Annotated in this window: 24 protein-coding genes, 1 tRNA gene and 1 pseudogene; 21 read left to right on the top strand and 5 right to left on the bottom strand. The window is 50.9% G+C overall.

Annotated elements, in window-relative coordinates:
- Positions 1-88 precede the first annotated feature (88 nt).
- The 14 genes and pseudogenes from agn43 to HBM92_RS14955 all read left to right on the top strand — a co-directional run bounded on the left by agn43 (position 89) and on the right by HBM92_RS14955 (position 12,299).
- Complete coding sequence (agn43, locus tag HBM92_RS15020) at positions 89-3,208, top strand: autotransporter adhesin Ag43 (RefSeq protein WP_166726891.1); 3,120 nt, start codon at positions 89-91, stop codon at positions 3,206-3,208.
- A 120-nt stretch (positions 3,209-3,328) separates the two neighbouring features.
- On the top strand, positions 3,329-5,845 hold the full coding sequence (locus tag HBM92_RS15015) for a hypothetical protein (RefSeq protein WP_038429260.1): 2,517 nt from the start codon (positions 3,329-3,331) through the stop codon (positions 5,843-5,845).
- A gap of 75 nt (positions 5,846-5,920) precedes the next feature.
- A complete protein-coding gene (locus HBM92_RS15010; protein ID WP_000581502.1) occupies positions 5,921-6,376 on the top strand; it encodes an IrmA family protein in 456 nt (151 codons plus the stop codon).
- Between the two features lie 78 nt (positions 6,377-6,454).
- The gene (locus HBM92_RS15005; RefSeq protein ID WP_001119727.1) at positions 6,455-6,688 is read left to right on the top strand and encodes a DUF905 family protein; all 234 of its coding nucleotides are present in this window, start codon (positions 6,455-6,457) and stop codon (positions 6,686-6,688) included.
- A 100-nt stretch (positions 6,689-6,788) separates the two neighbouring features.
- Entirely contained in the window at positions 6,789-7,610 is an 822-nt protein-coding gene (locus HBM92_RS15000; protein WP_001234710.1) for a DUF932 domain-containing protein, read from the top strand.
- Between the two features lie 262 nt (positions 7,611-7,872).
- Complete coding sequence (locus HBM92_RS14995) at positions 7,873-8,346, top strand: antirestriction protein (RefSeq protein ID WP_001313575.1); 474 nt, start codon at positions 7,873-7,875, stop codon at positions 8,344-8,346.
- A 15-nt stretch (positions 8,347-8,361) separates the two neighbouring features.
- Positions 8,362-8,838, top strand: coding sequence for a RadC family protein (locus HBM92_RS14990; RefSeq protein ID WP_001186786.1), 477 nt, complete (start codon positions 8,362-8,364; stop codon positions 8,836-8,838).
- Positions 8,839-8,900: 62 nt separating this feature from the next.
- On the top strand, positions 8,901-9,122 hold the full coding sequence (locus HBM92_RS14985) for a DUF987 domain-containing protein (protein WP_000692329.1): 222 nt from the start codon (positions 8,901-8,903) through the stop codon (positions 9,120-9,122).
- A gap of 18 nt (positions 9,123-9,140) precedes the next feature.
- On the top strand, positions 9,141-9,785 hold the full coding sequence (locus HBM92_RS14980) for a hypothetical protein (protein WP_000094915.1): 645 nt from the start codon (positions 9,141-9,143) through the stop codon (positions 9,783-9,785).
- A gap of 49 nt (positions 9,786-9,834) precedes the next feature.
- Positions 9,835-10,203 carry a type IV toxin-antitoxin system YeeU family antitoxin gene (locus tag HBM92_RS14975; protein ID WP_001546171.1) on the top strand — a complete coding sequence of 123 codons (369 nt, stop codon included), beginning with the start codon at positions 9,835-9,837 and terminating at the stop codon, positions 10,201-10,203.
- 88 nt (positions 10,204-10,291) lie between these two features.
- The gene (locus tag HBM92_RS14970; protein WP_000854689.1) at positions 10,292-10,669 is read left to right on the top strand and encodes a TA system toxin CbtA family protein; all 378 of its coding nucleotides are present in this window, start codon (positions 10,292-10,294) and stop codon (positions 10,667-10,669) included.
- The gene (locus HBM92_RS14965) at positions 10,666-11,154 is read left to right on the top strand and encodes a DUF5983 family protein (protein WP_021515268.1); all 489 of its coding nucleotides are present in this window, start codon (positions 10,666-10,668) and stop codon (positions 11,152-11,154) included. The genes HBM92_RS14970 and HBM92_RS14965 overlap by 4 nt, the downstream gene beginning before the upstream one ends.
- Positions 11,155-11,173: 19 nt before the next feature.
- Complete coding sequence (locus HBM92_RS14960; RefSeq protein WP_000772027.1) at positions 11,174-11,371, top strand: DUF957 domain-containing protein; 198 nt, start codon at positions 11,174-11,176, stop codon at positions 11,369-11,371.
- Between the two features lie 84 nt (positions 11,372-11,455).
- Positions 11,456-12,299: pseudogene (locus HBM92_RS14955) on the top strand (DUF4942 domain-containing protein).
- Between the two features lie 149 nt (positions 12,300-12,448).
- On the opposite strand, the gene HBM92_RS14950 reads toward HBM92_RS14955, so the two are convergent.
- A tRNA-Ser gene (locus tag HBM92_RS14950) sits at positions 12,449-12,536 on the bottom strand.
- A gap of 233 nt (positions 12,537-12,769) precedes the next feature.
- Between HBM92_RS14950 and ghrA the strand changes: the two genes are divergently transcribed.
- From ghrA to HBM92_RS14930, 4 genes are all read left to right on the top strand, one after another.
- Positions 12,770-13,708 carry a glyoxylate/hydroxypyruvate reductase GhrA gene (gene ghrA / locus HBM92_RS14945; protein ID WP_000351287.1) on the top strand — a complete coding sequence of 313 codons (939 nt, stop codon included), beginning with the start codon at positions 12,770-12,772 and terminating at the stop codon, positions 13,706-13,708.
- A 54-nt stretch (positions 13,709-13,762) separates the two neighbouring features.
- On the top strand, positions 13,763-14,500 hold the full coding sequence (ycdX, locus tag HBM92_RS14940; RefSeq protein ID WP_000283664.1) for a zinc-binding phosphatase: 738 nt from the start codon (positions 13,763-13,765) through the stop codon (positions 14,498-14,500).
- Between the two features lie 23 nt (positions 14,501-14,523).
- Positions 14,524-15,078, top strand: a complete 555-nt coding sequence (ycdY, locus tag HBM92_RS14935) for a molecular chaperone YcdY (RefSeq protein ID WP_001001909.1) — start codon at positions 14,524-14,526, stop codon at positions 15,076-15,078.
- 101 nt (positions 15,079-15,179) lie between these two features.
- The gene (locus HBM92_RS14930; RefSeq protein WP_001308552.1) at positions 15,180-15,671 is read left to right on the top strand and encodes a DUF1097 domain-containing protein; all 492 of its coding nucleotides are present in this window, start codon (positions 15,180-15,182) and stop codon (positions 15,669-15,671) included.
- Between the two features lie 64 nt (positions 15,672-15,735).
- Here the strand turns inward: HBM92_RS14930 and csgG are convergent, their stop codons facing one another.
- From csgG to csgD, 4 genes are read right to left on the bottom strand one after another with little or no spacing between them, the layout of a single operon-like run.
- Positions 15,736-16,569, bottom strand: a complete 834-nt coding sequence (csgG, locus tag HBM92_RS14925; RefSeq protein WP_001189321.1) for a curli production assembly/transport protein CsgG — start codon at positions 16,567-16,569, stop codon at positions 15,736-15,738.
- A gap of 26 nt (positions 16,570-16,595) precedes the next feature.
- Complete coding sequence (csgF, locus tag HBM92_RS14920) at positions 16,596-17,012, bottom strand: curli production assembly/transport protein CsgF (protein ID WP_001264088.1); 417 nt, start codon at positions 17,010-17,012, stop codon at positions 16,596-16,598.
- 24 nt (positions 17,013-17,036) lie between these two features.
- The gene (gene csgE, locus HBM92_RS14915; protein ID WP_000833288.1) at positions 17,037-17,426 is read right to left on the bottom strand and encodes a curli production assembly/transport protein CsgE; all 390 of its coding nucleotides are present in this window, start codon (positions 17,424-17,426) and stop codon (positions 17,037-17,039) included.
- Between the two features lie 4 nt (positions 17,427-17,430).
- On the bottom strand, positions 17,431-18,081 hold the full coding sequence (gene csgD / locus HBM92_RS14910; RefSeq protein WP_000481500.1) for a biofilm master transcriptional regulator CsgD: 651 nt from the start codon (positions 18,079-18,081) through the stop codon (positions 17,431-17,433).
- Positions 18,082-18,833: 752 nt separating this feature from the next.
- On the opposite strand from csgD, the gene csgB reads away from it, so the two are divergent.
- Genes csgB through csgC form a run of 3 tightly spaced genes read left to right on the top strand, consistent with a single transcriptional unit; the run spans position 18,834 to position 20,179 of the window.
- Positions 18,834-19,289 carry a curli minor subunit CsgB gene (gene csgB / locus HBM92_RS14905; RefSeq protein ID WP_001443228.1) on the top strand — a complete coding sequence of 152 codons (456 nt, stop codon included), beginning with the start codon at positions 18,834-18,836 and terminating at the stop codon, positions 19,287-19,289.
- Positions 19,290-19,329: 40 nt separating this feature from the next.
- Positions 19,330-19,788, top strand: coding sequence for a curli major subunit CsgA (gene csgA / locus HBM92_RS14900; RefSeq protein WP_000771429.1), 459 nt, complete (start codon positions 19,330-19,332; stop codon positions 19,786-19,788).
- Positions 19,789-19,846: 58 nt separating this feature from the next.
- Complete coding sequence (csgC, locus tag HBM92_RS14895) at positions 19,847-20,179, top strand: curli assembly chaperone CsgC (protein WP_000992817.1); 333 nt, start codon at positions 19,847-19,849, stop codon at positions 20,177-20,179.
- Positions 20,180-20,287 lie beyond the last annotated feature (108 nt).

Raw genomic sequence — 20,287 nt, 5'->3', positions numbered from 1 at the left:
TCTGCGGCACTGTAACCCTTCACCTGCAGGTATCCACATTTGTGGATACCGGCTTTTTATTCACCCTCACTCTGATAAGGAAATGCTGATGAAACGACATCTGAATACCAGCTACAGGCTGGTATGGAATCACATTACAGGCGCTTTCGTGGTTGCCTCCGAACTGGCCCGTGCACGGGGGAAACGCGCCGGTGTGGCGGTTGCACTGTCTCTTGCCGCTGCCACGTCACTCCCGGCGCTGGCTGCTGACTCTGTTGTACCGGCAGGAGAAACCGTGAACGGTGGAACGCTGATAAATCACGACCGCCAGTTTGTCTCAGGTACGGCTGATGGAATGACTGTCAGCACCGGACTGGAGCTGGGGGCGGACTCTGATAACAACACCGGCGGTCAGCAGATAGCCCGGGGTGGAACAGCCAGAAACACCAGAGTCACCGCAAACGGTCTACAGGATGTCATGGCAGGTGGCAGTACCTCGGATACGGTTATCAGTACCGGGGGAGGGCAGAATTTGCGTGGGAAGGCTTCCGGTACTGTCCTTAACGGCGGTGATCAATGGATACATGCAGGCGGCAGGGCATCCGGAACGGTGATTAACCAGGATGGTTACCAGACCATTAAACATGGCGGACTGGTAACCGGAACCATCGTCAACACCGGTGCAGAAGGTGGTCCGGATTCTGAAAATGTGTCCACCGGTCAGATGGTCGGGGGGATTGCTGAATCCACCACCATAAACAAAAATGGCCGGCAGGTTATCTGGTCTTCGGGGATAGCCCGGGACACTCTCATTTACACAGGAGGTGACCAGACGGTACACGGAGAGGCACATAACACCCGACTGGAGGGAGGGAACCAGTATGTGCACAAGTATGGACTTGCACTGAACACGGTAATTAACGAGGGGGGCTGGCAGGTTGTTAAGGCCGGTGGTACTGCCGGTAACACCACCATAAATCAGAACGGCGAGCTGAGGGTTCATGCCGGCGGTGAAGCGTCTGATGTCACCCAGAACACGGGAGGTGCACTGGTTACCAGCACTGCTGCAACTGTCACCGGTACAAACCGCCTGGGAGCATTCTCTGTTGTGGAGGGTAAAGCTGATAATGTCGTACTGGAAAATGGCGGACGTCTGGATGTGCTGAGCGGACACACAGCCACCAGAACCCTTGTGGATGATGGCGGAACGCTGGATGTCCGCAACGGTGGTACCGCCACTGCCGTATCCATGGGAAATGGCGGGGTACTGCTGGCCGATTCCGGGGCCGCTGTCAGTGGTACCCGGAGCGACGGAACGGCATTCCGTATCGGGGGCGGTCAGGCGGATGCCCTGATGCTGGAAAAAGGCAGTTCATTCACGCTGAACGCCGGTGATACGGCCACGGATACCACGGTAAATGGCGGACTGTTCACTGCCAGAGGGGGCTCGCTGGCGGGCACCACCACGCTGAATAACGGTGCCACGTTTACCCTTGCCGGGAAGACGGTGAACAACGATACCCTGACCATCCGTGAAGGTGATGCACTCCTGCAGGGAGGCGCTCTCACCGGTAACGGCAGGGTGGAAAAATCAGGAAGTGGCACACTCACTGTCAGCAACACCACACTCACCCAGAAAGCCGTCAACCTGAATGAAGGCACGCTGACGCTGAACGACAGTACCGTCACCACGGATATCATCGCTCATCGCGGCACGGCCCTGAAGCTGACCGGCAGCACAGTGCTGAACGGTGCCATTGACCCCACGAATGTCACCCTGACATCCGGTGCCACCTGGAATATCCCCGATAACGCCACGGTTCAGTCGGTGGTGGATGACCTCAGCCATGCCGGACAGATTCATTTCACCTCCGCCCGCACAGGGAAGTTCGTTCCGACAACTCTGCAGGTGAAAAACCTGAACGGGCAGAATGGCACCATCAGCCTGCGTGTACGCCCGGATATGGCGCAGAACAATGCTGACAGACTGGTCATTGACGGTGGCAGAGCAACCGGAAAAACCATCCTGAATCTGGTGAACGCCGGCAACAGTGGTACGGGTCTGGCGACCACCGGTAAGGGTATTCAGGTGGTTGAGGCCATTAACGGTGCCACCACGGAGGAAGGGGCTTTTGTCCAGGGGAATATGCTGCAGGCCGGGGCCTTTAACTACACCCTCAACCGGGACAGTGATGAGAGCTGGTATCTGCGCAGTGAAGAACGTTATCGTGCTGAAGTCCCCCTGTACGCCTCCATGCTGACACAGGCAATGGACTATGACCGGATTCTGGCAGGCTCCCGCAGCCATCAGACCGGTGTAAACGGTGAAAATAACAGCGTCCGTCTCAGCATTCAGGGCGGCCATCTCGGTCACGATAACAACGGCGGTATTGCCCGTGGGGCCACGCCGGAAAGCAGCGGCAGCTATGGCTTCGTCCGCCTGGAGGGTGACCTGCTGAGAACAGATGTTGCCGGTATGTCTGTGACCGCAGGGATATATGGTGCTGCAGGCCATTCTTCCGTTGATGTTAAGGATGATGACGGCTCCCGTGCCGGCACGGTCCGGGATGATGCCGGCAGCCTGGGCGGATATATGAACCTGACACACACCTCCTCCGGCCTGTGGGCTGACATAGTGGCACAGGGAACCCGCCACAGTATGAAAGCGTCATCGGGCAATAACGACTTCCGCGCACGGGGCCGGGGCTGGCTGGGCTCACTGGAAACCGGTCTGCCCTTCAGTATCACTGACAACCTGATGCTGGAGCCACGGCTGCAGTACACCTGGCAGGGGCTTTCGCTGGATGACGGTAAGGACAACGCCGGTTATGTGAAGTTCGGGCATGGCAGTGCACAACATGTGCGTGCCGGTTTCCGTCTGGGCAGCCACAACGATATGACCTTTGGTGAAGGCACCTCATCCCGTGCCCCCCTGCGTGACAGTGCAAAACACAGTGTGCGTGAACTGCCGGTGAACTGGTGGGTACAGCCTTCCGTTATCCGCACCTTCAGCTCCCGGGGTGATATGCGTGTGGGGACCTCCACCGCAGGCAGCGGGATGACGTTCTCTCCCTCACAGAATGGCACTTCACTGGATCTGCAGGCCGGACTGGAAGCCCGTGTCCGGGAAAATATCACCCTGGGCGTTCAGGCCGGTTATGCCCACAGCATCAACGGCAGCAGCGCTGAAGGTTATAACAGTCAGGCCACACTGAATGTGACCTTCTGATAATTCTGCATTGCCTCTCTGTGGTCCCGGTCATCATGACCGGGACCCGGACGGGGGAAAACGTTTCAGTGCCACATTCACTGACATTCACAATAACATGATATTCATCACGGAGTGACTATGTTACAGATAGTCGGCGCGCTGATTCTGCTGATCGCAGGATTTGCCATTCTTCGCCTTTTGTTCAGAGCATTAACCAGCACAGCGTCTGCGCTGGCAGGGTTCATATTGCTGTGTCTGTTCGGTCCGGCTTTACTGGCTGGCTATATCACTGAACGCATAACCCGGTTATTCCATATTCGCTGGCTGGCAGGCGTATTTCTGACGATTGCCGGAATGATCATCAGCTTCATGTGGGGACTTGATGGTAAACATATCGCACTGGAGGCTCATACTTTTGACTCTGTAAAATTTATTCTGACCACCGCTCTCGCCGCTGGTCTGCTGGCTCTTCCCGTGCAGATAAGAACCATTCAGCAGAACGGGCTCACACCTGAAGATATCAGCAAGGAAATTAACGGGTATTACTGCTGTTTTTATACTGCTTTTTTCCTTATGGCGTGTTCTGCATACGCACCATTGATCGCATTGCAGTTCGATATTTCACCCTCACTGATGTGGTGGGGCGGGTTGTTGTACTGGCTGGCTGCATTAGTGACGCTGCTATGGGCGGCCAGCCAGATCCAGGCGCTGAAAAGACTGACCAGTGCCATCAGCCAGACACTGGAAGAACAACCGGTGCTCAACAGTAAATCGTGGCTGAGCAGTTTGCAAAACGATTACAGCCTTCCTGAAACGCTGACGGAGCGCATCTGGCTGACACTCATTTCACAACGGATTTCCCGGGGAGAACTGAGGGAATTTGAACTGGCAGACGGAAACTGGCTACTGGACAATGCCTGGTATGAAAGAAACATGGCGGGTTTCAACGAAAAGCTGAGAGAGAGCCTGTCATTTACCCCTGATGAACTGAAAACCCTCTTCCGGAACCGCCTGAATTTATCACCGGAAGCGAATGACGATTTTCTCGATCGTTGCCTGGACGGCGGTGACTGGTACCCCTTTTCAGAAGGCCGCCGTTTTGTATCATTCCACCACGTGGATGAGCTTCGTATCTGTGCCTCCTGCGGGCTGACAGAAGTACATCATGCCCCGGAAAATCATAAGCCGGATCCGGAATGGTACTGCTCCTCTCTTTGTCGCGAAACAGAAACACTGTGTCAGGACATTTATGAACGTTCTCACACCGGTTTTATTTCCGATGCAACGGCGAATGGTCTGATTCTCATGAAACTGCCGGAAACCTGGAGTACAAATGAGAAAATGTTTGCTTCCGGAGGGCAGGGACATGGGTTTGCCGCTGAACGGGGAAACCATATTGTCGACAGAGTCCGTCTGAAAAACGCACGGATCCTCGGTGATAATAATGCCAGAAATGGAGCAGACAGACTGGTCAGCGGAACAGAAATCCAGACGAAATATTGTTCAACTGCAGCCCGTAGCGTCGGTGCGGCATTCGACGGACAGAACGGACAGTATCGTTACATGGGAAATCATGGTCCCATGCAACTGGAAGTCCCCCGTGATCAGTATGCCGGCGCTGTGGAAACCATGAAGAATAAGATCCGCGAAGGTAAAGTACCCGGTGTAACCGATCCCGAAGAAGCGTCCCGGCTGATTCGTCGGGGACATCTGACTTATACCCAGGCCCGTAATATCACCCGGTTCGGGACCATCGAATCGGTCACTTATGATATTGCCGAGGGGTCGGTTGTCAGTCTGGCGGCCGGAGGGATCAGTTTTGCCCTGACGGCATCGGTCTTCTGGCTCAGCACCGGCGATCGCGATGCTGCCCTGCAGACAGCTGCTGTCCAGGCAGGAAAAACCTTCACCCGCACACTGGCTGTCTACGTCACAACCCAGCAACTTCACCGGCTCAGTGTTGTTCAGGGTATGCTGAAGCATATTGATTTTTCGACGGCCAGCCCGACTGTCCGGCAGGCGCTTCAGAAGGGGACCGGTGCAGGAAATATCAGTGCCCTGAACAAAGTGATGAAGGGTACGCTGGTGACATCTCTGGCACTGGTAGCTGTCACAACCGGCCCTGACATGATCAAAATGTTGCGGGGACGGATCTCCGGTGCGCAGTTCATCAGGAATCTTGCCGTGGCATCTTCCGGTGTGGCAGGTGGAGCTGTCGGGTCAGTGGCGGGCGGGATATTGTTCAGTCCACTGGGACCATTTGGTGCACTGACAGGGCGTGTGGTTGGTGGTGTTCTGGGGGGAATGATTGCCTCCGCTGTATCAGGAAAAATTGCCGGAGCGCTGGTTGAAGAAGATCGCGTCAAAATTCTGGCAATGATTCAGGAGCAGGTGACATGGCTTGCCGGCAGTTTCCTGCTGACCGGACATGAGATTGAAAATCTGAACGCGAATCTGGCCCGTGTTATCGATCAGAATGCTCTGGAGATCATTTTCGCCGCCGGTATACAACAACGGGCCGCGACCAACATGTTAATCAAACCACTGGTGGTCAGTATCATCAGGCAACGCCCCGTCATGGAATATGATGCATCCCATCTCGGCAATATGGTTAACCGACTGGAAGAAACATTACCCCCGGAGTTACCGGCATAACGGCTATTCTGCGCCTTTTACGTTTTATCACCTGATTTGTCAGTGTCATCGTCATGACTCAGAGAGGTAAATACCATGATTCACCTGTTCAAAACCTGCATGATTACCGCCTTCATTCTGGGGTTAACGTGGTCTGCCCCACTCCGGGCACAGGATCAACGTTACATCAGTATACGCAATACAGATACGATATGGCTCCCGGGAAATATTTGTGCTTACCAGTTCCGGCTGGATAATGGCGGAAACGATGAAGGATTTGGCCCCCTCACCATCACTCTGCAACTCAAAGACAAATATGGTCAGACGCTGGTGACCAGAAAAATGGAAACGGAAGCCTTTGGTGACAGTAATGCCACGCGAACCACAGACGCATTTCTGGAAACGGAGTGCGTGGAAAATGTCGCCACAACCGAAATCATTAAAGCAACTGAAGAAAGTAACGGCCATCGTGTCAGTCTGCCGTTATCGGTTTTCGATCCCCAGGACTACCATCCACTGCTGATTACCGTTTCCGGAAAAAACGTTAACTGATCCCTGAAGTCAGTTTCATGCTTCAGCCTCTGTCACAACGCGTGGCAGAGGCTTTTTATTTATCAGGAGAAAACAGATATGCCGGGTTACACAGAGTATGTCCTGGCTGAAGGATCTTTCTCATACGGGCAGGCGGTTGCTGTCATAACCGCTTACCGCAATGTGTTTATCCAGGATGACCCGGGAATGCATTTCCGTCGGGTTATCCGCAACGCGGAAGGTCAGCGACGCTGGCGCTGCCGGAACTCTGAAGCTGATGCCGGAAAACAGCTTAATGCGTGGCTCGCCAGTGGAGGGCTTCTCAGACAATAAACCTCATTGATTTCATCCATCAGGCCGCGTCTTCTCCGGGAGACGCGGCTTTTTTCATTTATTGCACCAGTAAATCTTAACCACCGATAAGGAGCAAAGTATGCGATTAGCCAGTCGTTTTGGTTATACTGCAAACCAGATACGTCGTGACCGTCCACTGACACATGAAGAGCTGATGCACCATGTGCCGGGGATTTTCGGGGAAGAGAAACACACGTCCCGAAGCCAGAACTATACGTACATCCCCACCATCACCGTACTGGAAAGCCTGCAGCGGGAAGGCTTTCAGCCATTCTTCGCCTGCCAGACCCGTGTGCGCGACCCGGGCCGCCGGGGATACACCAAACACATGCTGCGTCTGCGGCGGGCCGGAGAGATAAACGGAGAGCATGTCCCTGAAATTATTCTGCTCAACTCTCATGACGGTACCTCCAGCTACCAGATGCTGCCGGGTTACTTCAGGTTCGTCTGCCAGAACGGCTGCGTCTGTGGTCAGTCTCTGGGGGAAGTGCGTGTTCCACACCGGGGAGACGTAGTGGAGAAAGTTATTGAAGGGGCTTACGAGGTGGTGGGCGTGTTTGACCGGATAGAGGAGAAGCGTGATGCCATGCAGTCGCTGGTCCTGCCGCCACCGGCACGCCAGGCGCTGGCACAGGCGGCACTGACTTACCGTTATGGTGACGAACATCAGCCCGTCACCACCGCCGACATTCTGACGCCACGACGCCGGGAGGATTACGGTAAGGACCTGTGGAGTGCTTATCAGACCATCCAGGAGAATATGCTGAAAGGCGGGATTTCCGGTCGCAGTGCAAAAGGAAAACGTATCCATACCCGGGCCATTCACAGCATTGATACCGACATTAAGCTCAACCGTGCATTGTGGGTGATGGCAGAAACGATGCTGGAGAGCCTGCGCTGATGCAATCTGTCCCTGAAGGCGTGATTCAGGCACCAGAATCACCCGACGCCCCGGAGAGCTCAGTCTGTGCAGACTGAGTACAGGCAATGGCATCTGGCCATCCGTCTGTGACCGGAACGGTTACGCGTACGGCTGTCCGGAATTTCAGCCGAATATCATTCATCCCTGACATTACCGGGTCTCACGGTCAGTGATGAACGTGATGTTGTCAGCCCCCGGCCTTTACTCCCTCTCATTTATTCACATTACAAGGATTTCATACATGAAAACATTGTCTCAGAACACCACCTCTTCGGCCTGTGCACCGGAGACTGGCCTGCAACAACTGGTTGCCACCATAGTCCCTGATGAACAGCGCATCAGCTTCTGGCCGCAGCATTTTGGCCTCATTCCACAGTGGGTGACCCTGGAGCCCCGTGTCTTCGGCTGGATGGACCGTCTGTGCGAAAACTACTGCGGTGGTATCTGGAATCTGTACACCCTGAACAACGGCGGGGCATTTATGGCCCCTGAACCGGATGACGATGATGACGAAACATGGGTACTGTTCAATGCCATGAACGGTAACCGCGCTGAAATGAGCCCGGAAGCCGCCGGCATTGCCGCCTGTCTGATGACGTACAGTCATCACGCCTGCCGTACGGAGTGTTATGCCATGACGGTTCATTATTACCGTCTGCGGGATTACGCCCTGCAGCATCCGGAATGCAGCGCCATTATGCGCATCATCGACTGAATGGAGGCAGGGACAATGCAGCAGCTTTCCTTTCTGCCCGGAGAAATGACAACCAGAGAGCGCAGCCTCATTCTGCGGGCCCTGAAAACCCTGGACCGCCATCTTCATGAACCCGGCGTGGCCTTCACCTCCACCCGTGCGGCACGGGAATGGCTGATTCTGAACATGGCGGGACTGGAGCGTGAAGAGTTCCGGGTGCTGTATCTGAATAACCAGAATCAGCTGATTGCCGGTGAAACCCTCTTCACCGGCACCATCAACCGCACGGAAGTCCATCCCCGGGAAGTGATTAAACGCGCCCTGTATCACAATGCCGCTGCCGTGGTACTGGCGCACAATCACCCGTCCGGTGAAGTCACACCCAGTAAGGCAGACCGGCTTATCACCGAACGTCTGGTACAGGCACTGGGCCTGGTGGATATCCGGGTGCCGGACCATCTGATAGTCGGTGGCAACCAGGTTTTCTCCTTTGCCGAACATGGTCTGCTTTAACCCGTCACAACCACATCACACCTGTTTTCACTTTTATCTTCTGTCTTCAGAGGTATCCCATTATGAAAATTATCACTCGTGGTGAAGCCATGCGTATTCACCAACAACATCCGACATCCCGTCTTTTCCCGTTCTGTACCGGCAAATACCGCTGGCACGGCAGCACTGAAGCGTATACCGGTCGTGAAGTGCAGGATATTCCCGGTGTGCTGGCCGTGTTTGCTGAACGTCGTAAGGACAGTTTTGGCCCGTATGTCCGGCTGATGAGCGTCACTCTGAACTGAGTCAGTAAAGGCATTCTGATGAGCAGCATTATCACCATCACAGTGTATACGCTGGATGAACTTTCCTGCCCGGCACGGGGAAAAGCCCGCGACTGGTACCGTCAGCATCATGCTGACAGCAACTGGTATGAAAACGTGTATGAAGACTTCAGGGAGGTCTGTGGCATTTTCGGGATTGACCTCCGCCAGCGCGTTTTCCGGCTCAGCAATGGCAGGTTTATGGAAGAGCCGTGCATCTGGTTCAGCGGATTCTGCAGCCAGGGGGACGGAGCCTGTTTTGAAGGGCGCTGGCACTGGCAGCCAGCGACACCCCGGAAAATCAGGGAATATGCCCCTCAGGACCGTGAGCTTCATCGTATCGCGGATACCCTGCAGGCGGTGCAGAAACGTAACTTCTGGCAGCTTCAGGCTGAAATCAGTCACCGGGGACGTTACTGCCATCCGTACAGCATGGATATCACCGTCACCCGGAACAGTCCGACTGGTCAGGCAATGACAACCGATGCGGAAGCCGCTGTCAGCGAAGCCCTGCGCGACCTGGCCTTCTGGCTGTACCGTCAACTGGAAAACGAGTACGACTGGCTGACCTCAGACGCCGCTGTGGATGAGGCCCTGCTCATCAACGAATACACCTTCACCGAAGCCGGTCTGTGCACCGGCTGACCCGTCATCGTTAAACTATCATTCACCGATTTTCTGTGAGGACTTTATCGTGTCAGACACGCTCCATGAAACAAATTATCCCGACGACAACAACGACCGCCCCTGGTGGGGGCTACCCTGCACCGTGACGCCCTGTTTCGGGGCACGTCTGGTGCAGGAGGGCAATCAGTTGCATTACCTTGCCGACCGCGCCGGTATCAGAGGGCAGTTCAGCGACGCGGATGCATACCATCTGGACCAGGCTTTTCCGCTGCTGATGAAACAACCGGAACTCATGCTCACCAGCGGTGAACTGAATCCCCGCCATCAGCATACCGTCACACTGTATGCGAAAGGACTGACCTGCGAAGCCGATACCCTGGGCTCCTGTGATTACGTTTATCTGGCTGTTTATCCGACGCCCGAAATGAAAAATTAACTCTCCAGAATAGCCTTCTGCTACGGCCTGGTGTTTTCACCACGCCACTTTTCCATTTTTATATCTGCATATCAGGAAAATCTTCAGTATGAAAACATTACCCGACACACACGTACGGGCGGCATCGCGCTGCCCGTCTCCCGTCACCATCTGGCAGACACTGCTCACCCGACTGCTGGACCAGCACTATGGCCTCACGCTGAATGACACACCGTTCGCTGATGAACGTGTGATTGAGCAGCATATTGAGGCAGGGATTTCACTGTGTGACGCGGTGAACTTTCTCGTTGAAAAATACGCGCTGGTACGTACCGACCAGCCGGGATTCAGCGCAGGAGCCCCGTCGCAGTTAATCAACAGCATTGATATTCTCCGGGCTCGCAGGGCGACCGGCCTGATGACCCGGAACAATTACAGAATGGTAAATAACATTACCCAGGGCAAGCATCCGGAGGCAAAACGATGAAACTGGCCCTGACGCTGGAAGCTGACAGCGTTAACGTACAGGCACTGAACATGGGGCGAATTGTCGTTGACGTCGATGGTGTTGAGCTTGCCGAACTGATTAACGTGGTCTGCGATAATGGCTACTCCCTTCGTGTTGTTGATGAATCTGACCGGACCTCAACAGACAGCACCCCCCCCTCTGCTGCCCTGAGCGGTATACGCTGTAGTACCGCGCATATCACGGAAACAGACAACGCCTGGCTGTACTCGCTGTCGCATCAGACGAATGACACCGGCGAATCAGAATGGATTCATTTTACAGGCAGCGGATATCTGTTACGTACCGATGCGTGGTCATACCCGGTTCTGCGGCTTAAACGCCTGGGCCTGTCAAGAACGTTCCGTCGTCTGGTCGTCACTCTCACCCGGCGTTATGGCGTCAGTCTCATTCATCTGGACGCCGGCGCAGAATGTCTGCCGGGTTTACCCACTTTCGACTGGTAATCAGGACAAAAGACACTGGATGAAATTATTAACCACAGAAACGGCGCTGGATATTCTGATTGCGTGGCTGCAGGACAATATTGACTGCGAATCAGGGATTATCTTCGACAACGATGAGGATAAAACGGATTCGGCAGCACTGTTGCCCTGTATTGAACAGGCTAGGGAGGATATCCGTATCCTGCGCCAACTGCAGTTTCTGCAACAAAACCGGTGAGTCTCACTCACCATACTTCATTCCACTGACGCCAGCCTGAACAGGGCTGGCGTTTTCATTTATCTGCGAAAAGGAATATCGATTATGTCTGCAATCACAGTCTCCCGTCCGGAAGTGGTCAACGGGCATACGGACGTTATCTGCTCAACCAGTATCCGCCACATTCTGGCTGTACGAAAGAGTACACTGCTGCAAATCGACACACTTATCCGGCAACTGGCTGAAATCTCATCAATGACAGAAAGTATTGGCGGTAAAACCGCACTGGACTGGGCCATGAAACAGGATTTTCGCTGTGGTTGCTGGCTGACTGAGAAACCGGAAACCGCAATGAAAGCCATTACCCGCAACCTTGACCGTGAAATCTGGCGTGACCTGATGCAACGCTCCGGGATGCTGTCATTAATGGATGCGCAGACCCGTGATACATGGTACCGATCACTGGAGTACGATAATTTTCCGGAAATCAGTGAAGAGAATATTCTGAGTACGTTTGAGCAGCTACACCAGAATAAGGATGAAGTGTTTGAGCGAGGAGTGATCAACCTCTTCAGAGGGTTGAGCTGGAATTACAAAACCAATTGCCCCTGTAAATTTGGCAATAAAATTATCGTCAACAATCTGGTGAGGTGGGACCGGTGGGGATTGCATCTTATCACCGGGCAACAGGCAGATAGACTTGCCGACCTGGAAAGAATGCTGCATCTGTTCAGCGGCAAACCGATCCCCGACAACAGGGAAAACATAACTATTCATCTGGACGATCACATCCGGTCTCTTCAGGGAAAAGAATGCTATGAAGATGAGATGTTCATTATTAAATACTTTAAGAAGGGCTCTGCGCACATCACGTTCAGGAAGCCAGAACTGGTTGACAGACTGAATGATATTATCGCAAGAACACTATCCTGACATGCTGGCAGTATAGCTTTGCCAGTATGCTCAAAGCTCGGAAATTGTCCGATAAGATATGATCGTGGGGCATATAAACCGGTTTCAGATGGCATACCCGGTGGCATACTGTCTGGAAGGATAAATAAAAAAGCGCATGTTAAACAATAACATGCGCTTGTAATCTGGCGGTGAGGGGGGGATTCGAACCCCCGATACGTTGCCGTATACACACTTTCCAGGCGTGCTCCTTCAGCCACTCGGACACCTCACCAAATTGTTGTTCCTGTCTTGCTGGAACGGGCGCTAATTTAGGGAAATCATGACCTGAGGTCAACAAACTTTTTTAAAAAATCGCGCGTTTATTCAAACTTCAATCAATATGCAGTTTTAATAAGCGAAATCTGCTTTTTTTGCCACCGACCACGGATTTGTTATGCTGGTGGCCTTTGTAGATCATAACGATAAGTGCGAATAAATTTTGCGCAACGCTTTTCGGGAGTCAGTATGGACATCATCTTTTATCACCCAACGTTCGATACCCAATGGTGGATTGAGGCACTGCGCAAAGCTATTCCTCAGGCAAGAGTCAGAGCATGGAAAAGCGGAGATAATGACTCTGCTGATTATGCTTTAGTCTGGCATCCTCCAGTTGAAATGCTGGCAGGGCGCGATCTTAAAGCGGTGTTCGCACTCGGGGCCGGTGTTGATTCTATTTTGAGCAAGCTACAGGCACACCCTGAAATGCTGAAGCCTTCTGTTCCACTTTTTCGCCTGGAAGATACCGGTATGGGCGAGCAAATGCAGGAATATGCTGTCAGTCAGGTGCTGCATTGGTTTCGACGTTTTGACGATTACCGCATCCAGCAAAATAGTTCGCATTGGCAACCGCTTCCTGAATATCATCGGGAAGATTTTACCATCGGCATTTTGGGCGCAGGCGTACTGGGCAGTAAAGTTGCACAGAGTCTGCAAACCTGGCGCTTCCCGCTGCGTTGCTGGAGTCGAACCCGTAAATCGTGGCCTGGCGTGCAAAGCTTTGCCGGACGAGAAGAACTGTCTGCATTTCTGAGCCAATGCCGGGTATTGATTAATCTGTTACCGAATACCCCTGAAACCGTCGGCATTATTAATCAACAATTAATCGAAAAATTACCGGATGGCGCGTATCTCCTCAACCTGGCGCGTGGTGTTCATGTCGTGGAAGATGACCTGCTCGCGGCGCTGGATAGCGGGAAAGTTAAAGGCGCAATGTTGGATGTTTTTAATCGTGAACCCTTACCGCCGGAAAGTCTGCTCTGGCAACATCCACGCGTGACGATAACACCACATGTCGCCGCGATTACCCGTCCAGCTGAAGCTGTGGAGTACATTTCTCGCACCATTGCCCAGCTCGAAAAAGGGGAGAGGCTCTGCGGGCAAGTCGACCGCGCACGCGGCTACTAATAAAGCATCTGGTTTCCTGCTATCCTTGGCGGGAATTGAATACAGGAGAGAGTTATGTATCCCGTCGACCTTCATATGCATACCGTTGCCAGCACGCATGCATATAGCACATTGAGTGATTACATTGCCCAGGCCAAACAAAAGGGCATTAAACTTTTTGCGATCACCGATCATGGCCCGGATATGGAAGATGCGCCGCATCACTGGCACTTCATTAACATGCGTATCTGGCCGCGAGTGGTTGATGGGGTTGGGATCCTACGCGGCATCGAAGCTAACATTAAAAATGTTGACGGTGAAATTGACTGCAGTGGCAAAATGTTTGATTCGCTGGATCTGATTATTGCCGGTTTTCATGAGCCGGTGTTTGCGCCGCATGACAAAGCGACCAATACGCAAGCGATGATCGCCACTATCGCCAGCGGCAATGTGCATATAATAAGCCATCCCGGAAATCCGAAATATGAAATAGATGTTAAAGCCGTTGCTGAAGCAGCCGCGAAACATCAGGTGGCGCTGGAAATCAATAATTCCTCTTTTTTACACTCACGTAAGGGAAGTGAAGACAATTGTCGTGCGGTAGCCGCAGCGGTACGTGACGCTGGAGGTTGGGTGGCATTAGGCTCGGATTCTCACACCGCGTTTACCATGGGTGAATTTGAAGAGTGTCTTAAAATCCTCGACGCGGTAGATTTTCCGCCAGAGCGCATTTTGAATGTTTCTCCGCGCCGCTTACTGAACTTCCTTGAATCTCGCGGTATGGCACCGATTGCGGAATTTGCAGACCTTTAATTACTAGTAATGGAAATATATTAATGAACGAGTTTTCTATCCTCTGTCGTGTGCTGGGTTCGCTCTATTACCGCCAACCGCAAGATCCTTTACTGGTGCCGCTGTTTACCCTGATTCGTGAGGGGAAACTGGCTGCGAACTGGCCACTGGAGCAGGATGAGTTACTGACGCGTTTACAGAAAAGCTGTGATATGGCGCAAGTCTCTGCCGATTACAATGCGTTGTTTATCGGCGATGAATGTGCTGTGCCGCCATATCGTAGCGCATGGGTTGAGGGCGCGACGGAAGCGGAAGTGCGCGCTTTTCTTTCCGAACGGGGGATGCCATTAGCGGATACGCCAGCCGATCACATCGGCACATTGCTGCTCGCGGCTTCCTGGCTGGAAGATCAGTCAACGGAAGATGAGAGCGAAGCACTGGAAACACTGTTCAGTGAGTATCTGTTACCCTGGTGTGGTGCGTTCCTTGGCAAAGTGGAGGCCCATGCAACTACGCCTTTCTGGCGCACCATGGCACCGCTAACCCGCGATGCTATTAGTGCAATGTGGGACGAGCTGGAAGAAGATTCTGAAGAGTAAATGTGATCTGCATCACTCATAACTGCAACAGATAATTTGTTGTTGCATAAAATGTGTGCTCGATCTCATTCATGGCCGCGTTTTCTGCTATCATGCGCGGCATGAACATACTTCTCTCTATTGCAATCACAACAGGCATTCTCTCCGGTATCTGGGGATGGGTGGCTGTTTCCCTGGGCTTACTAAGCTGGGCGGGCTTCCTGGGCTGTACGGCCTACTTTGCCTGCCCGCAAGGTGGGCTGAAAGGGCTGGCGATCTCCGCTGCAACCCTGCTTAGTGGCGTGGTGTGGGCGATGGTCATTATTTACGGTAGTGCACTGGCACCACATCTGGAAATTCTCGGTTATGTCATAACCGGTATTGTCGCGTTTCTGATGTGTATTCAGGCCAAACAGCTGCTGCTTTCATTTGTTCCGGGAACGTTTATAGGCGCATGCGCGACGTTTGCCGGGCAGGGTGACTGGAAACTGGTGTTACCTTCGCTGGCGCTCGGGTTGATATTTGGTTACGCAATGAAAAACAGCGGCCTGTGGCTGGCGGCGCGTAGTACGAAGACCGCTCACCGTGAGCAGCAAATCAAAAATAAAGCGTGAGGGGCACTCACGCTTTCGCTTAAACAGTAAAATGCCGGATTATTAATTCCGGCATTTTTATCTATCAGGATTCCGGTGGAACCGACATATGGCGGTATTTCACCAGAATGTCATTCTGCCGTTCTGCTTTGTTCTGCAAATCCCACAGACCACGGTCAATACCATCATTAATCAGGAAAATGACCCCTGTTTCGATAGCCGACATCAGGCACAGCATAACGGGTTCGTTCGAGGTGTAACCCACTTCCCCTTCCAGCAAGCGCTGGTAGTCAATAAAGCGGAAAACCCCGGCCTGAACTTCATAGGAAAGTATCGTCTTACTGGTGTTCACCGAGGAGAGGATCTCACCGGTACTCACATTGACGACACGCAGGTTCACGGCAATCTGATCAAGCTGGTATTGCGTGTCTGCACCGATCCCAAAATATCTTGCCCCAACACCGCCCGATTTAACGTTGCTTTCATAACCGATAATTGAACCTTCAACCATGATATTTGCCGCCGTTAAAGATTGCAGCGGGATTCGGTTATTAATGGCAACCGTGCCGTTTTCTTGTGCCGCACGAATAATCTTGCGCTCGTTAAGCAGATTTTGTAAGCCCTGGCGCTCCAGCGGTATAAACCAGCGAGAATCTTTCAATGCCGTGACCAGCATTGCCGTGGCGCTTTGCGGAACAGCAGTGGAGAAGTTACTTGCCGGGTAGGGTTTAAATTGCCCGGTTTCGTCCTGAATGTTGTATACCGAAACAAAGATCTTACCCGTCGGCGCTGGCAGATGGGTCAAATCTTTGTAGCTCTGAGCACGAGGCATTAATGTCGGTCTGGCGGCTTCTTTAGGCGGGGCGGTTAAGCATCCGCTCAGTAACATGACGGCAACCAAAAGAAATAAGCGCTGCATGATTATTTTCCTTATGAAGCTGGGGCTTAAAAATCGGTTGAGTTATTTTGTAAACCCGAAACCTGGATGGTCGAGGTTTGTCCGGTTTTACGATCTGTCACGTTCAACTGCAATTGACCATCGCGGTTAGCAATATCAACAATATAATCGTTGGTCACCATGCGGCCCGGTTTACCGGTATTAATATTCGACAGTAGCCCACCCAAAATTTGTGACTGGATGGCCTGAGTAAAGTTATCTAACGCCGAGGGCGTTTCAATACCAAAGTCATCGTTATAGCTCGGATCTTTATAAGAGTTTTGGGCCTGAGCGCTATTTAACAAAAAAGCGCCATTATTTGGGTTACCACCAAAGTTTGGATTACGGAACTGGAAAGTCATGGTTCCAGCCCAACTTAATGGCGAAATAAGCATGAGTAGAACTACTGCATGTTTGACACGCATTGCAGCCTCCGAACAATTTTTTATTTAAAATTCATCATGCGCCAAATCGCCCGTACTTAATAACGCCTGGTTTATCTGGCGACGATTTAGTGCTTCTTCAGTTTGAATCAGTGCAAAGACGACAGTTTTCTCGAAGTCTCTTTTCAACGGAAATAAAAAAGTCTGGAAAATAACGTCCTGATTCACCGTTATTGTGATCCAGCTTCCCCATCGTGCACTGGGCCTTTCATTAATCGTTAAGTTACCCGTATAGTCACTTTCCCATTTATCACTAAAGGCTCGGTAAAAATCATGGCCAATAGATGAAACAGTATGGTCAGTTAACAATCCCGGGACTTCTACCTCAACGGCGTGAAGATTCCCTGCGGCGAACAGAAATTCTGCCGCCACAATCCAGCGTAAATAACGTTTCATGGCTTTATCGCCTGAGGTTATCGTTTGCCCAGGAAACCGCTTGTGTCCGGTTTTTTACGGCTATCTTCTTGAAAAGATTATAAAGATGCGTTTTAACCGTATTTTCGCTGATGAACAACGAACGAGCGATCTCGTTATTAGACGCGCCGATACGCAGCTTATTCAGGATCTCTTTTTCCCGATGAGTAAGGAGGGCTGATTCCGTGCTGTTATAACGATAGTTACCTGAATGCGTAATCAGGTAACTGGCAAGCTTTTGCGTAAAGTAGCATTCGCCGCGCAGGACGCCTTGCAACCCATTGACAACACGTTCTTGATCCTCCATGGCATAAAAAACGCCGTTGATATGAGGCCAGTTTTCAATGTCGCGGTACGGGTAATCTTCAGGCGTATTTAGCAACAATATTTTGATATTGTTGTTTTTCCTGCTCAAAGTATCCTGCCAATAATGGATAAGCTTTTTATCCGCTTCCATCATATCCAGAAGAATAATAGAGCCTGAAGATATATCGTCCAGAGAACGTTGAATATTATGTAATTTTCCTGTAATTGCCAGCGATTGTTTAAGGTGCTGCAAGAGAGCTGTCGCCTGCAAAGAAGGTTTAGTGATCAACAATAATGTATGACCATGAATACTATGGACTTCATTAAACATGATGAAACCCCGCTTTTTTTATTGATCGCACACCTGACAGCTGCCTCTAAAATAGAAGCACCAGAAGTACTGACAGATGTTGCACTGCTGTGTGTAGTAATAAATCAGCCCTAAATGGGTAAAATATAAAACTAATGGATTACATCTGATTTCAATCTAGCCATTACAAATCTTAAATCAAGTGTTAAACATGTAACTAAATGTAACTCGTTATATTAAAATGTTAACCTTAAGGTTTTATTAAGTTTATAAATGATAGAAAAGTTGTACATTTGGTTTTTATTGCACAATTTTAAAAAATCATACAAATGGTGCTAACTTACTAATAATGCATATAAAAAATATTTCGCTGTAGTCCTTTCGTCATGAAAAACGTTCTTGTTTTTTCTCCATACCACCGTGGACAATTTTTTACTGCAAAAAGACGAGGTTTGTCACGGCTTGTGCGCAAGACATATCGCAGCAATCAGCGACGGGCAAGAAGAATGACTGTCTGGTGATTTTTGATAGCGGAAAACGGAGATTTAAAAGAAAACAAAATATTTTTGCGTAGATAACAGCGTATTTACGTGGGTTTTAATACTTTGGTATGAACAAAAAAAGAAAAATACAACGTGCGGGTGAGTTATTAAAAATATTTCCGCAGACATACTTTCCATCGTAACGCAGCGTTAACAAAATACAGGTTGCGTTAACAACCAAGTTGAAATGATTTAATTTCTTAAATGTACGACCAGGTCCAGGGTGACAACATGAAAAACAAATTGTTATTTATGATGTTAACAATACTGGGTGCGCCTGGGATTGCAGCCGCAGCAGGTTATGATTTAGCTAATTCAGAATATAACTTTGCGGTAAATGAATTGAGTAAGTCTTCATTTAATCAGGCAGCCATAATTGGTCAAGCTGGGACTAATAATAGTGCTCAGTTACGGCAGGGAGGCTCAAAACTTTTGACGGTTGTTGCGCAAGAAGGTAGTAGCAACCGGGCAAAGATTGATCAGACAGGAGATTATAACCTTGCATATATTGATCAGGCGGGCAGTGCCAACGATGCCAGTATTTCGCAAGGTGCTTATGGTAATACTGCGATGATTATCCAGAAAGGTTCTGGTAATAAAGCAAATATTACACAGTATGGTACTCAAAAAACGGCAATTGTAGTGCAGAGACAGTCGCAAATGGCTATTCGCGTGACACAACGTTAATTTCCATTCGACTTTTAAATCAATCCGATGGGGGTTTTACATGAAACTTTTAAAAGTAGCAGCAATTGCAGCAATCGTATTCTCCGGTAGCGCTCTGGCAGGTGTTGTTCCTCAGTACGGCGGCGGCGGTGGCAACCACGGTGGTGGCGGTAATAACAGCGGTCCGAATTCAGAGCTGAATATTTACCAGTACGGTGGCGGTAACTCTGCTCTTGCTCTGCAAGCTGACGCCCGTAACTCTGATCTGACCATTACCCAGCACGGCGGCGGTAATGGCGCAGATGTGGGCCAAGGTTCTGATGACAGCTCAATCGATCTGACTCAGCGTGGTTTCGGCAACAGCGCTACTCTTGATCAGTGGAATGGTAAAGATTCTACTATGACTGTTAAACAGTTCGGTGGCGGTAACGGTGCTGCTGTTGACCAGACTGCATCTAACTCCAGCGTTAACGTCACTCAGGTTGGCTTTGGTAACAACGCGACCGCTCATCAGTACTAATACATCATCAGTATGAAAGAAACAGGGCGCAAGCCCTGTTTTTTTTCGGGAGAAGAATATGAATGCGTTATTACTCCTTGCGGCACTTTCCAGTCAGATAACCTTTAATACGACCCAGCAAGGGGATATGTACACCATTATTCCTGAAGTCACTCTTACTCAATCTTGTCTGTGCAGAGTACAAATATTGTCCCTGCGCGAAGGCAGTTCAGGGCAAAGTCAGACGAAGCAAGAAAAGACCCTCTCATTGCCTGCTAATCAACCCATTGCTTTGACGAAGTTGAGTTTAAATATTTCCCCGGACGATCGGGTGAAAATAGTTGTTACTGTTTCTGATGGACAGTCACTTCATTTATCACAACAATGGCTGCCCTCTTCAGAAAAGTCTTAATTTGTTGAAATATCGAGCATAAGATGAACCTGGAGAGAATGGTCTGCTGCGAATCAGCCAACCTGAAAGTATGGATAACACAACCCTCAAGGATGATTAATCATTGAG

Origin of the sequence: Escherichia sp. E.sYA108 (genome assembly GCF_011754335.1) — a bacterium.
Taxonomy (GTDB): Bacteria; Pseudomonadota; Gammaproteobacteria; order Enterobacterales; family Enterobacteriaceae; genus Escherichia; species Escherichia coli.
The sequence above is the reverse complement of the archived record's forward strand: the minus strand, read 5'-3'. Positions and strand labels throughout refer to the sequence as shown.